Source organism: Pelomicrobium sp. P1, assembly GCF_052805615.1.
In genome coordinates this window covers 50,066-65,035 of the sequence record NZ_JBRBEM010000005.1, presented here as the reverse complement: position 1 = coordinate 65,035, position 14,970 = coordinate 50,066, and the positions used below count along the sequence as shown (strand labels likewise).

Annotated in this window: 3 protein-coding genes and 1 tRNA gene; 3 read left to right on the top strand and 1 reads right to left on the bottom strand. The window is 67.7% G+C overall.

Going from position 1 to position 14,970, the window contains the following annotated elements; genetic code table 11:
- Nucleotides 1-51 precede the first annotated feature (51 nt).
- A complete protein-coding gene (locus ACUVYZ_RS06715; protein ID WP_439933729.1) occupies nt 52-13,686 on the top strand; it encodes an LPD3 domain-containing protein in 13,635 nt (4,544 codons plus the stop codon).
- On the opposite strand, the gene ACUVYZ_RS06710 is transcribed toward ACUVYZ_RS06715, so the two are convergent.
- Nucleotides 13,670-13,900, bottom strand: coding sequence for a hypothetical protein (locus ACUVYZ_RS06710; protein ID WP_439933730.1), 231 nt, complete (start codon nt 13,898-13,900; stop codon nt 13,670-13,672). The two genes, ACUVYZ_RS06715 and ACUVYZ_RS06710, sit on opposite strands and share 17 nt — an antisense overlap.
- Before the next feature lie 457 nt (nt 13,901-14,357).
- Between ACUVYZ_RS06710 and ACUVYZ_RS06705 the strand changes: the two genes are divergently transcribed.
- Nucleotides 14,358-14,443: transfer RNA gene (locus ACUVYZ_RS06705), tRNA-Leu, on the top strand.
- Nucleotides 14,444-14,529: 86 nt separating this feature from the next.
- Nucleotides 14,530-14,964, top strand: coding sequence for a DUF1178 family protein (locus tag ACUVYZ_RS06700; protein WP_439933731.1), 435 nt, complete (start codon nt 14,530-14,532; stop codon nt 14,962-14,964).
- The last annotated feature ends 6 nt before the right edge of the window (nt 14,965-14,970 follow it).

Genomic DNA, 14,970 nt, shown 5'->3' with positions numbered 1-14,970 from the left:
TCTCCTTTGTCGTGCCCAGCGCCGCCGCTGGCCGGCGGAGCGGGCGGTGAAATGAACTCTGCGGGCAATCGCCTGGCGGTCAACCCCATCCTTCAGTTCACCGGCACCCGGCTCGGCCCGGCCCCGCGCCTGGAGCGCGGCCCGCTGGAGGGCGTGACCGACATGATGCCCGCCCCGAAGGTGGCGCAGAAGCGCTGGGACGACCTCAAGGAGGGGGAGCGGGCGCTGTGGCTCGGCTATCACCTCGCCGAGCAGGCCCCTCAGATCGCCGGGTTCTTGACCGCCGCCTTCGTGCCCCGGCTCGCCACGGCCTATCTCATGACCCTGGGGGCGGGCTCCGCCGGTCAAGCCTACGACGAGAGCCTGCGCGAGAAGCTCGATCCGGATCGGGCCATGGCGACCGCCTGGACGGAAGGGGCGCTGGAGGTGCTCTCCGAGCGCTTGCCGCTGGAGGCCTTCGCCAAGATCCACAAGTGGGTGAAGGCCCTGCCGCCAGAGAAGGCGGCCGGGTTCCTCGGCAAGGCCCTGCGCGCGGCGGGCCTCACAGTGAAGGGGGCCACCGCCATCGGAGCGCAGGCGGGGGTGGAATCGGCCGAGGAGGTGTTCGCCCAGATCACCCAGAACCTCTCGCGGCGCTACATCGGTGGCGACGAGCGGGTGAAGTGGGACGATGGCGTGAAGGAAGCGGCCATCATCGGGGCGGCCGCCGGCGGCGTGATGGGAACCCCCCACGGGGTGGCTGTTGCGCTGGCGCCCGCCGAGCGCACTGAGACCAAGCCCGCCGATCAAGCCAAGAAGGGCGTCAAGCCCCGGGTCGAGCCGGTTTCTGCCGAGGACGTGCTCAAAAAAGGTGCGACCGTACCCAAACCCGATACGGGAGCAGCGGCAGCCGCCCCGCACGAGCAACCCGGCGCCACGGTGAGCGGCGCCCCCATCCCGGTCCAGGCGGGCCCAGGCTTCGGTCCCCTCGACGTGATGGCCCATCGGGCGGCGACCAGCCCCCGGAACGAGCTGCCCGAGCCCACCGACGCCCAGAAGGAGGCGGGCAATTACCCGAAAGGCCGCCTCAGAGTCGCAGGGCTCGACATCTCCGTGGAAAACCCGGAAGGGTCCCAGCGCTCCGGCACCGATCCAGAAGGAAACCCCTGGTCGGTGACGATGCGGGCCCACTACGGCTACATCCGCCGCACCGAGGGCAAGGACGGGGATCAGGTGGACGTCTACGTGAAGCCCGGCACCCCTGAGGACTTCGCCGGGCCGGTGTTCGTGGTCAATCAGGTCGATCCCGAGACCGGCCGCTTCGACGAGCACAAGGTGGTGCTGGGCGCCGAGAACCAGGCAGAGGCGCAAGCGCTCTACGACGCCCACTTCTCCGACGGCTCCGGGCCGAAGCGGCGCGGGAGCGTGGTGGCCATGCCGCTGGAAGCGTTCAAGCGCTGGCTCAAGGAAGGCGACACGCGCAGGCCGGTCGAAGCGCTCAGGGCCCAGTGGGATTTCCAGACCACTTTCCCGGTGCCCGCGGAGGACTCTGCCTATTACGGCGATCTCACAGGCGAGGATGGGGAGGCGGACCCGGCGCGCCTCAAAGCCTTCCACGACGAGGTCCGGCGCGATCTCGTGAACACCACCGCCGCGGCCCAGGCCATCGAGCGGTCCCTGAAAGACGAAACGCTCACCGACAAGCGGCGCAAGCAGCTCCGGGAAGAGCTCAAGAGGGTCCGAGCGCTGGCCGACGGCATCGCCAGCGAATACGCCATGGCCTTTGGCCGGGAGGCCGCCGAGGCCTTCATCAAGCCGGCCCTCCGGGAGGGGAAAGCGCTCGGTCGCGCCCCCAAGATCGAGACGGGGCGGGCGGAGGAGCGGAAACCGGGGCAGCGCAAGTCCAGAAAGGAAGGAGGCCGCGATGCCGGCACGGTACGAAGCGATCAGGGACAGCCTGATCAAGCGCGGGGTGAGCGTGAAGAAGGCCAAGGCGATCGCGGCCCGGACCTACAACAAGACCCGAAAACCCGGGGAGCCCAAGCTCAGCAGCAAGCACCGGACGAGCGCGGCCGAGCTCGCCCGGCGGGGGATCAAGCCGAGGTAGCCGAAACGCAAGAACAGACCGCCAGACCGAAACCTCCGAAGCGACCCGCCGAAGTGCCGCAGTGGGCGAAGAGCCTCGGCCTGGAAGACGGCGGGCGGGTTCGCCTACTCAAGGACTTCGACTACCTGAGCGGCGGTACCGAATACACGGTCACGTTCACCAAAGACTCCGCCCATTTCAAGAGGGACAGCGGTAGCGGCACCTTCCTCAGAGCGTTTGAGGTCACGCGGCTGGTCAAATCCGGCAACCTGATCAAGGTGCAAGCAGAAGTGCCCGCTTTCGGCGCCGCAAACAAGGTCTTCACCCGGGAGCGGGCCGAGCGGGCGCGGGAGATCCTCAAGAGAAAGCTCGGCCAGCTCAACACGGGCCTCGACCCCGAGATGATGCAGGCGGGCATCGAGCTGGCGGGCTACTACATCGAAGGAGGGGCCCGGAAGTTCGCCGACTACGCGGCCAGGATGGTGGAGGATCTGGGCGAGGCGGTGCGCCCGTACTTGAAAGCGTGGTATCTGGCCGTGCGCAACTGGCCCGGGTTCGACGCGAGCGGCATGGAGACCGAGGCCGAGCTGGAGGCCCAGGCGGCGCCAGCGAAAGCCAAAGGCCCGTCCGAGAAGCAGCTTGCCGTCCGGGAGCGCCTGAAGAGGAAGGCGGCGGCGAGGAAGCGGATCGATCCGCAGACCGATTCCATCATCCCGGCCGCCATCAAGCTGGGCGGGATCACGATGGACGCGCGCCTGGACATCACGGGCGACGCCCGGGGAAACCGTCAAGTGCCCTTCGTGGGGGCCCTGTTCCGCAGAGACGGGCTCTCGCTCGACGACATGGCGAGCCAGTTGGGTCAGTACGGCTACCTCACCCGGGAGGAGCTGGAGGACGTGGACGGGGGCGTCCAGGCGCTGCGTGACAAGATCCGGGACGAATGGGATGATATCCGCAGGCACTGGTCGATCCACCGTCGCGAGGAGGCCCTGGCCCGGGACGCCGGGCTGTTGCCAGAGGAGCCCTTCGTCCCCGAGATCCTGGAGGCGGAGGGGCTAGAGGCCACCGAGGAGAACCTGATCGACGCGGAGCTGGTGGCGCGGGCCGCGGCGATCGACGAGGCCGCGGTGGAGCGGCTGGCCGTGCAGCATGAAGGGGACGACGCGGCCTTCATGCGCGCCATCGAGGAGCTGATCAATGAACGAGAGCAGGGTCAAGAAGCTGGCGCGGGCCGGGATCGCGATCGCGCGGAGGCGTCGCCAATCCTCGAATCCTACACCCTGGACGAGCTCAAGCGACGCCAGGACGAGCGGGACGCCGCAGAGCGGCAGCGAGCGGAGGACGAACGCCAGGAAGACCTGAGGGCCCAAGCAGACCGTGAACGGGAGAATTTCCGGCTCACCGGCTCCGACCGGGAGGCCGACCAGCAGGCGGCGGCAGGCCAGAGTGCCCTGTTCGGGTCTGCTACAATAGAATCAGGAGAAGACCGCGATGCTCAACGCCCACCACGTGCTCAAGCCCGAGACGATCAAGGGGATCGAGCGGCTCGGCCCGACCGCGGAGAAGATCGCGGACCGCTGGACGCTGGGCTGGCCGAAGGAGACCCAGACGCTCGAAGCGAAGGGTCTGCTCCTCGCTCGCCTGGAGGAGCAAGCCGAGCGGGAGGCGAGCCTGCTCGGCGAGGCGCGGAGGGGGGGCGAGAACAGCCATCTCGCGGACCACGAGATCATGGCGCTGTACGGGATCGACCCGGCTCCTCCCGCGTAAACCCGCCCACCGACTACGCCATCACCGATGCCGACCGCATCGGCGAGGGCGGCCCCAAAGCCAAGTACCGCGATAACATCGCCGCGATCCGGCTGCTGAAGGCGCTGGAGGCGGAAGGTCGGCGCGCGTCCCCGAAGGAGCAGCGGGTCCTGGTCCGCTACGTGGGCTGGGGCGGGCTCAAGGGGGTGTTCGACCCGGAGAACCGGGAGTGGGCCAGGGAGCACACCGAGCTCAAGGAGCTCCTGACGGAAGAGGAGTACGAGCGGGCGCGGCGCTCCATCCTGGACGCCCACTACACCTCCGTCCCCGTGGTGCGCGCCCTCTGGCGAGCGATGGAGCGCATGGGCTTCGATGGTGGGCGGGTGCTGGAGCCCGCCATGGGAGTCGGTCACTTCTTCGGCCTGATGCCCGGCGAGATCCGTGCGAGGAGCACACTCTTCGGGGTGGAACTCGATCCCATTACAGGCAAAATCGCGCGCCAGCTCTACCAGAAGGCGGACATCGCCACGCCCGTGGGCTTCCAGGATGTGGCGATCCCGGACGGCTATTTCGACGTGGCCGTGGGCAATCCCCCCTTCGGCAACCAGCAGCTCTACGACCGCAATCACCCCGACCTCTCCAAGTTCTCGATCCACAACTTCTTTTTCGCCAAGACCCTGGAGAAGCTGCGCCCGGGCGCCCTCATGGGCATGGTGGTGTCGCGCTACTTCCTGGACGCCCAGGACGCGGCTGCGCGCACATGGATCGCCCAGCGGGCCGAGCTGATCGGCGCCGTGCGCCTGCCCAACACGGCGTTCAAGGGCAACGCCGGCACCGAGGTGGTCACCGACGTGCTCTTCTTCCAGAAGCGCGAAAAGCCCCTCTCCCCGGAGGAGGCCGCCCGGGAGCCCTGGGTCCAGGTAGCGGAGGTGGACCTGGAGACAGGAGACGGCGGGCGCCAGACGGTCACCCGCAGCCGCTACTACAGCGAGAACCCCCAGCACGTGCTGGGCCGGGAAAGCCTCGCGGGCAGCCTGTACCGCGCGGGCGAGTACACCGTGCTGCCGGAAGGCGAAGGCTTCGAGCCGCGCCTGGCGCGGTTCGTCGAGCGCCTGCCGGAGAAGCGCTACGCCCCGCCGGCGAAGCGGGTGGAGGTGCTGGTCGATACCGATGGACTCGTCCCCGAGGACGTGAAGGTGGGGGGCTATTTCCTCCTGCCCGACGGGGCCATCGCGCGCCGCCTGGAGGACGCGCTGGGCAAGCGCCGATTCGAGCGGATCGAGCTGGCCTCGGAGATGGGGGCGGAGCGGGTGAAGGGGCTGGTGCAGGTGCGCGACGCGCTGCGCCGGCTCATGCGCGCGGAACTCGCCGAGGACTCCACGGAGGCGGAGCTCGGGAAGCTGCGGCGGCAGCTCAACGAGACCTACGATCGTTTCGTCCGCAAGTACGGCTTCATCAACGCGCTGGCGAACCGGCGCGCCTTCCAGGAGGACCCGGACCTGCCGCTGCTGGAATCCCTGGAGCCCGGCTACGATCCGGGCCTCTCCCGCGAGCTCGCCAGGAAGCGCGGGCTGGAACCCAAGCCGCCGAGCGCGGATAAGGCCGACATCTTCCGCAAGCGGGTGCTCCAGCCCTATAGCCGCGTCGCCCATGCGGAGAGCCCCCAGGACGCCTTGGTCGCCTCCTTGAACGAGCGCGGGGGCGTGGATCTCGCCTACATGAGCCAGATCACCGGCACCGATCCGCAGACCCTGACTCGCGAGCTCAAGGGCCTGATCTACGAGAACCCGGAGGGCGGGTGGGAGAGCGCCGACCAGTATCTCACCGGCAACGTGAAGGCGAAGCTCGCCCAGGCGAAGGCCGCGGCGGAGCGGGATCCCCGGTTCAAGGAAAACGTCGAGGCCCTGGAGAAGGTGCAGCCGCCCGACGTGGACGCGCTGGACATCAGCGTGCGGCTGGGAAGCCCCTGGGTGCCGGCGGACGTGGTGGAGGCGTTTGCCGAACACCTGCTGGGCGGCCGGGCGGTGGTCTCCTTCGTCCCGGCGGTGGGCCGCTGGTCGTTCCGGGCGCCGGGCGGCAGCGACACGGCGCGCACGTCCACCTGGGGCACCCAGCGGATGCCGGCGGACCAGTTGATCGAGGCGCTGCTCAACCTGCGCAAGATCGAGGTCAAGGACAATATCGGCACGAGGGACGAGCCGAACTACGTGGTCAACGAGGAGGAGACCCGGGCCGCCCAGGGCAAGGCCGAGGACATCCTGCGGGCCTTCAAGGACTGGGTGTGGCAGGACCCCGCCCGGCGCGAGCGGCTGGTGCGCATCTACAACGACACCTACAACACGCACCGCCCGCGCACCTTCGACGGCTCGCACCTGAGGCTGCCGGGCATGAACCCGGCGATCGAGCTGCGCCCCCACCAGAAGGACGCCATCTGGCGCGTCATCCAGGACCGCACGACGCTGCTCGACCACGTGGTGGGGGCGGGCAAGACCTATACGATCATCGGCGCCCTCATGGAGCTGCGCCGGCTGGGGGTCATCCGCAAGCCCATCCTCACCGTGCCCAATTACCTGGTGCGGCAGTGGCGGGACGAGTTCTACAGGCTCTACCCCAACGCCAACGTGCTCGCCGCGGTGGAGAAGGATTTCGAGCAGGCAAACCGCCAGCGGCTGTTCGCCCGCATCGCCACGGGCGACTGGGACGCGGTAATCGTGCCCCACTCCTCGTTCAAGAAGATCGGCATGCCGCCCGAGACCGAGCAGCGGATCCTGGGCGAGATGCTGGGGGACTTGACCGGCGCCATCGAGCAGATGAAGCGGGAGCGGGGCGATCGCAACGTGATCCGGGACATGGAGCGGATCAAGGAGCGGCTTGAGCGGAAGGTGAAAAAGCTCAAGGACAAGTCCGGGAAGAAGGACCGGGTGGTCACCTTCGACGAGCTGGGGGCGGACGCCCTGGCGGTGGACGAGGCGCACCTCTTCAAGAACCTCTTCTACTTCTCCTCCATGCAGAACGTGGCGGGGCTCGGCAACCCGACCGGCTCTGGCCGCGCCTTCGACATGTTCGTGAAGGTGCGCTACCTGCAGGAGCGCTTCGCCGAGCGCGGCGTGGTGGTCTTCGCCACCGGCACCCCGGTGTCCAATTCCCTGGTGGAGATGTTCACCATGCAGCGCTACCTCCAGTACGGGGAGCTGAAGCGCCGCAACATCCACCTGCTCGACTCCTGGGCCCGGGTCTATGGCGACGTGCAGCAGGTGTACGAAGTCCACCCCTCCGGCAACGGCTACCGCCTGGCCACCCGCTTCGCCAGGTTCGTGAACCTGCCGGAGCTCATGGGCCTGTACAAGTCCTTCGCCGACGTGATCACGATGAAGGACCTGCAGGCCCAGGCGAGGAAGCAGGGCAAGCGCTGGCCGGTGCCCAAGCCCAAAAGCGGCAAGCCCATCCTGCATGTGGCCGAGCGCAGCCCGGAGCAGGTGCGCTTCTTCGGGGAACCCGAGTTCGAGCGCAGGGACGGCAAGATCGTCTTCAAGCACGACGCGCTCCAAGTGCTGCCGGCGGAGGAGCTGCCGAAGCCGCCCCAAGGGGAGCGCAAGCCCGGCCTCTATGTGGCGACGCCGGGCAAAGGGGTGATGGCCGGACCTTTTGAAAGCCCCCAGGAGGCGGAGGCCGAGCGAGTGCGGCTGCTGTCCGAGCCGGTGGTGGCCTACAACACGGGCTCGATCCTCTGGAAGTTCGAAAACCTCAAGCGGCTCACCAAGGAGACGGACGGCAAGGTCAACGCGCTTTCCATCACCAACGAGGCGCGCAAGGCGGGCCTGGACTACCGGTTGATCGACCCCAACGCCCCGGACTTCCCCGGCTCCAAGATCAACCTGGCCGTGGACGAGGTGGTGCGCATCCACCGGGAGTGGAGCGCCGACCGGGGCACCCAGCTCATTTTCTGCGACCTCTCCATCCCCAACTCCGCGCGCTCGAAGCTCGCTCGCGAGCTCGCCCAGCAGCAGGCCAAGGAAGACACCGACTCCCTGGAGTCTGCGCACGAGGAGCGCGAGCAGGAAGAGGCGCCCCAGGAGGAGGAGCAGAAGGTCAGCGTGGATCAGCTCCTGGCGCTGCAGTCGCGCCACTCGGTCTACGACGACGTGAAGGCGAAGCTGATCGCCAAGGGCATCCCCGAAAAGGAGATCGCCTTCATTCACGACTACGACACGGCGGAGAAGAAGGCGAAGCTCTTCAAGGCCATGAACGCGGGGGAGATCCGCGTCCTGATGGGCTCCACCGAGAAGATGGGCGCGGGCATGAACGTGCAGGAGCGGCTGGTGGCGATCCACCATTTGGACGCCCCGTGGCGGCCTTCGGACCTGGAGCAGCGCAACGGCCGCGGCTTCCGCCAGGGCAACAAGCTCTACGAGCGGGACCCCGAGGGCTTCGCCCTGGAGGAGCACCGCTACGCCACCCGCCAGACCTACGACACGCGGATGTGGCAGATCATCGAGCACAAGGCGAACGGGGTGGAGCAGCTGCGCCACGCCGACGAGGCCGCCCGCACCATCGACGACATCGCCGGGGAGGCGGCGAGCGCCGCCGACATGAAGGCGGCGGCCTCGGGCAATCCCCTCATCCTGGAGGAGATCAAGCTGCGCAACGAGGTGCAGAAGCTGGAGGCCGAAGAGGCCCATTACCAGCGCGTCCACTTCGAGCTGCAGCGCAAGGAGCGCTGGCTGTCCGAGGCCCCCAAGCGCAGGCAGGCGGCCCTGGAGGAGCTGGAACCCTGGCTCGTCACCGCCGAGCGGCATCCGCCCATGGACAAGGAGGCGCTCACCATCGAGGTGGGCGGGCAGAGGATCACCGACCGGCAGAAGCTCCTGGAGCCCCTGCTCTCGGAGGTGAAGAAGGCCCTCGCCCGGGGCAAGGGGGCGAGCGCGGAGGCGGCCGGCCGCTATCGCGGCTTCTACTTCGGGTTCTCCACGCCGATGACCGGCAAGGAGCTCTACGGCGAGTGGAGCCTGGACGGAAAGAGCTGGAAGGTCTTCGCCGTCTATGCCGAGGGCGACGACTTCAAGCCCGCGGGGCTCATCCAGCGGCTGGACAACGCCATCGGGCACCTGCCGCGGGAGCGGGACGCCATCGAGGAGCGGGAGCGCCAGGAACTGGCCGAGCTGGAGAGGGTGCGGGCCGAGCTCGCCAAGCCCTTCGCCAAGAAAGCGGAGCTGGAGCGGGCGCGGCGCGAGCATAGCGAGGTGGTACGCAAGCTCCAGGCCCAGGGCGGGGCCATCGAGCTCACCCCGGCCATGCGCCGGGAGCTCGCCGAAGCGCTGCGGGCGCGGGGGATCGAGCCAAGGTTTTCCCGCGGCCGGGCCAGCGTCTTCGGGATGGCCGCGGAGGACGTGCGGGCGCTGGTCGAGGCGCGCACCCGCTCCTGGAAGAACCGGCCCAACATCCATGTCCTCGCCCGGATCGAGGACGCGCCCGCCGAGCTGCGCGACGAGATCCGGCGCCAGGGCGCGGATGAGGACACGGCGGGCGCGTTCCACGACGGCGACGTGTATCTCTTCGCCGAGAACCTGCAGGACGAGGCCCACGCCGAGTTCGTGCTGCTGCACGAGGCGACCCACCGCGGGCTCCGCGCCCTGCTGGGCGAGGCCCTGGATGCCGTGCTGATGGAGATCTACCTGGCGAACGCCCGCGTGCGCCGGCGGGCGGAGCAGCTGCGCGCCGCCGATCGCCATCTCAGCAAGGTCCGGGCGGTGGAGGAGGCGCTCGCCGACCTGGGCGGTGAGAACCTTTCCGACAGCGTGTGGGTGCGGCTGGTGGCCGCCTTCCGCCGCTTCCTGCGGCGGCTGGGGTTCAGGCTCAGGATCTCCGACACCGAGGTGCGGGCGCTCGTCGCGCGCGCCTTGCGCTACTCGCGGGAGCCGGCGCCGACGGCCCACCTGTTCAGCGCATCGGCGACGATGGTCCTTTCCCGGACCGGGGAGGACGACGCGGCCGAGTTCGCCGCCACGGAGCGGGCCTACGGGGGGCGCGAGGCCTACGAGCGCGAGCGGGCGGCCGGCAGGACCAAGCTCGCCTACGCGCAATGGGTCCGGGTCCGCACGCCCCAGTTCAAGGCACGGTTCGGGGATTGGGAGCTTGCCGCCCTGGAAAAAACCCTGCGCCGTGTGCGCGGCTCCGATCAGGTCAAGGCGTTACGGGGCGAGCTGGTCGGCAAGCCCATGACCAATCTGGAGACCGGCATCGTCGCCACCGTCTCAGGCGAATCGTTTGCCAAGATGCTGAGCAAGTCGGTGGTCGAGCGTTCGGTGTCGCCCCAGGCCCACTATCAGGCGCTGGGCAACCTGGACACGCTTTTCCGTCTGGCGACCAAGCGGTTGACCCGGCCAGGAAAGCAAGCGGCAGATGCCAGGAGCGTTGGTGCCATTCATCACTTCGACGTGCCGATGCCGTTCGATGGTGAGGTGCTGCGCGTGAAGATCATGGCGAAAGAATTCGCGGCTCCCGCACAAGGCACGCGCCTCTATCTCGTGCAGGCGGTGGAAATAGAAAACGCCGGGGTAGTAGGCCAGGACCCTGGTGTGTCCGGTCAATTCCGGCGCGACGAACCCGTCGCGTCCCAGCCGCCGCCCGACGTCAATGAAAGATTCGCACGCATGGTGGCCGCTGTCAAGGGGGAGGGCGTCTCTCAGGCCGTCGATCCGGACACGGGCGAGCCGCAGGTCGCGAGCATCCGGCTGTCCCGGAACCGGTCCGATGCCGCGTTGCGCGAGCGCCGCATGGTGGAGCGGCCCAACCGGGCCGGGCTGCCCCAGTACCACAACCGGGAGATTGCCCTGTGGCGCCCGGTGGTGCGCGAGGAGGACGCCGAGACCCGCAGAATCGCCTTCGACATCCTGGACATGGCAGCGACCGCCCGAACCGGGAAGCCGGTGACGGTCGGCCAGGCGCTCCTCTCCCAGGACAAGGCGAGCGGGAACTTCACCGAGCTCTGGAACATCGAGATCCGGCGCGCAGAGCGGGGCAAAGGCTGGGGCGAGAAGACGGTGGCGGCGATCCTTGCCACCAACGAGCCCGGGGCCGAGCTGAGGATCGTGGACATCACCGTGGGCGAAGGGGAGGAAGACGCGCGGCCCTTCTGGCGCAAGCTGGGCACCACGTTCCTCAACTACTCCAGCGACCCGGCCGTGCAGATGGACGGGGTGCTCAGCGCCGACCGGTACTTGGCTGCCCGCGGTGCTAGAATGGAAGCCGACCATGAAGAAGACACGCAAAGAGCGGCTCAAGGAGCGCAACGCCGAGCTGGAGCCGTCCCGCCCGGAGAAGGAGCTTTCGCCGGACGAGAAGCGGGATCTGAAAGCGCTGATCGACAGCTACCGGTTGTTGAGCCACGAGCAGAAGCCGGGCGAAAAGAGTCACTAGGCCCGCGCCTCTCGCGGGTCTCCCGCACCCAGGACGCCTCCGATCAGGCCCCCGGCTATCGTGCCCGGGTACGCCGCCTGATCGGCCGGCTCGACGCGGCCATGGACCCCTTGGGGAAGCTCCCGGATAAGCAGGCGTATCTGCGCAAGCGCTACGAGACGCTGGGCGTGATCGCCCGGGTGGACGAAATCGCCAAGAAGATCGGCCAGGTCTTCGGCTCGGCCTCGGAGGCCGACCGGCAGGCGGTTTACGACTACCTCACGACGCGGGACGCCAGCCCCACCGGCATCCAGGACGAGACCGTGCGGGCGCAGGCGGTGGCGACCAAGCGCTACATCGAGAGCGTGGGCGATGCCCTGGTCGCGCGGGGACTCCTCTCCGAGGAAGCCCGGGAGGCCCACCGGGGCTCGTACCTGCCCCGCGTCTATCTCAAGTATCTGCTCTCGGAGGCCGACTGGAAGGCGCTCGGCAGCGGCAAGAAGCCCTCCGACATGGGGTATCTGAAGCGGCGCAAGGACATCCCGGAGGAGATCCGCCGGGTGCTCCTCGGCGAGATCACGGACCCCGGGTTCCTCTCGGCCACCGCCGTCGCCAAGCCCATGCGCGACATGGCGCTGCTCGATTGGCTGGAGGAGATCTCGCAGAACCAGAACTGGGTCCTGCCGAAGTCGCTGGTCCAATGGCAGGGCCGCACGGTCTCCGCCTACTGGCTCAAGGTGGAGGCGGCGCGGCTGCGCAAGCAGGCGAACTACCAGGACGCGGAGACGGCGCAGAAGGCTAGGGCAGCTGCGGATCGCATGGATCAGGTCGCCGACGAGGCGCTGGGGGAGCTCGCCAGCGCCTACCAGGAGTACAAGCAGATCCCCAACACCGCCCGCTACGGGCGGCTGCGCGGCATGTGGGTGCGGCGCGAGATCTACGACGACATCCTGGGCATCCACGACCTGCTGCCCCAGGACGCGACCTGGTTCCAGAGCGTCTTCGGCTACGGGGGGATCGGCACCAAGCTCACGCAGCTCTGGAAGGCGTCCAAGGTCTCCCTCAACCCGCCGGCCCAGGTGCGCAACTTCGTCTCCAACATGGTGCTGCTCCAGCTCTCCGGGGTGCCGCTGCGGCGGATTCCGGGACTGCTGTTCCGGGTCGTGCGCCAGATCGCCGAAGGGGGGCAGTACTGGCAGATCGCCAAGAAGTACGGGGTGACCGAGAGCACGTTCTCGACCCAGGAGCTCTACCGCATCAAGCGCGACCTGCTCGACCTGGAGCGGCGCGCCAGGGGCTGGAACCCGATCCGGGTCATCCGCCACGCGGCGGCGGTGGTGCTCGATGCGGCGGGTGACGCCTACCAGATGATGGAAGCGCTGGGCAAGACCATGAAGATCATGGACGCCATGGAGCGCCAGGGCATGACCGAGTGGGAGGCGGCGCTGGAGGCCCAGAAGTGGCTGTTCGACTATTCCCTCGTGCCGCAGAGCGTGCGCTACGCCCGGAACGCGCCGATCGGGGTGCCGTTCTTCACCTTCCACTACAAGGTCCTCCCGCGGCTGGTGGAGGTGGCGCTGCTCCATCCCCAGCGCTTCCTGCCGTGGGTGGGGCTCTACTACGCCCTGGCCTACGCGGCGCTGGCGGCCTTCGACGACGATGACGACGACTTCTTGGAGCGGGCCCAGGAGGCGGCGAAGGCGTTGGTGCCGGGCAGGCTCAAGAAGGCATTGGGCATCGAATCGACGCTGCTGGACAAGCTCAAGAAGGCGCTGCCCGACTGGCTCCAGGAGCGGGGTCACGTGGCCGTGCTGCCGTTTCGCGACGATCAGGGGCGGCTCCAGGTGGTGGACCTGGGCTACTTCTTCCCGTGGACCCTGTGGACCGAGGCCCTCGGTCAGGCGTTCGGCGGGGAGTTTGGCAAGCTCCCGCAGACGGTGGGCCTCTTCGGCGGCCCGATCACCGACCTGGTGACCGCCGTGAAAACTGGCCTGGACCCGTTCACCGACCGGCCCATCATTGAGCCGGGCGACCCGCCGGCGCGGCAGGCGGTGGCGCTGGTGAATTACCTCTACGACATGATGATGCCGCCCATCGTGAGCTCGCGGGGCTTCGTCTCGCCCTCGGGGCTGGTGGACAAGCAGTATGGCGGCAAGCTCATCCAGGCGCTGACCGGCACCACCGACAAGTACGGGCAGCCCCGGGCGACCCTGGAGCAGGCGATCCTCGGCACCGTGGGGGTGAACCTCTACGCGCTCGAACCGGAGAAGACCCGGGCGCAGAACCTGCGGCGCATGGCCCACGAGTTGGAACAGGTGAGGATCCGCCTCAGGTTCAGGCTCCAGGACCGCAGCCTCGGCCAGGCGCAGCGGCAAGCGCTGATCGACGAGTACCGGGACGAGATGAAGCGCCGCTACGAGGAGATCGGGCGCTATCTGGAGGAGTCCCGGGTGCCCCGCCGGGTCAGCGGGGGTAACTAGACGGCGCGACCGTGCACTGGTAGTCGTCGGGCGGGCAGGAGATCGAGCGCGGGGCGCCGTTGAGGAAGAGGTTGGCGCCCGCGATCAGCAGAGCGGAGACGATCAGCACCGCGACGAAGTGCACGCCCAGCTTCTCCGCGATCCACAGGGACGCGACGATCCAGAGGGCCAAGATCAGGATCCCGACGAAGGGCGACATCAGCAGGCCGAGCATGCCGGCGACCCACACGGCGCCGGACCAGAGTTTGCGCACGCGGGAAGTATAACAGCGCAGAATAGGGTCATTTCCAGGGCCGGAATGGGCCGGATTCTGCCGAAAACCACTTTCTCAACCCGATTGGAAACCGCGGCAAAAGAATCACTTAGAAGCGCCAAAATCGCGGCAATTGAGAAAGTGAAAACGGCGCAAGCCCTTGAGACATAAGAAAACGTCCGATGCCTGCAAAGCCGTGGACGCCGGTTCGATTCCGACCCCCGCCTCCAAGAACACTCGATGCCCCGGCGCGCTGGCGAGCGAGCGATTGCTGCAGCCAGTGCGCATTCTCCTGCGGTTTTTTTGCATAACGTTTCCCCTCAATCCCTAAGTAGTTACGTTAAAATAAAAAACGCGTGAATCGACAGGGCGCCCATGAGCCTGGAGGTGCCGGTGCGATTCGGCAAGGCTTCCGGCTGCCCGGATGGCGAAACTGGTAGACGCAAGGGACTTAAAATCCCTCGGGCCTCGCCCGTGCCGGTTCGAGTCCGGCTCCGGGCACCAAATGGAAGCAATGGATGGCTGGGTCAAGGACCCCGCGACGCTTGCCGTCAAATTGATCAAGGGCATGTGACCGCAATTTTAAGATCATGATCGTCTACGATTTGGTCTGTGTGCTGGGGCACCGGTTCGAGGGATGGTTTCCCGGTGCGAAAGCCTTCGCTTCCCAGAAAGAAAAGGGATTGATTAGCTGTCCCGTTTGCGGTGACAGCAGCAACATCGAGCGCTTGCCTTCGACCCCCCACATCAACACGAAAACCGGCGACAAGGCGGGTGCGGCCTCGGGGCTTCCGGAAAAGCCGCTCTGTCCTGCGGAGGTTCTTAAGGCGGCGCTGAGCCGGATTCTTGATCAGTGCGAAGACGTAGGAAAACGATTTCCAGAAGAAGCGCGGCGTATTCATTACGGGGAAGCCCCGCCACGGAATATCCGCGGCACTGCACAGCGGGAGGAAGCCGAGGCGCTGGCGGAGGAGGGCATACCCGTTGTGCAGATCCCGATCCCCAGCCCTGGGGATTTGCATTGAGCCGCC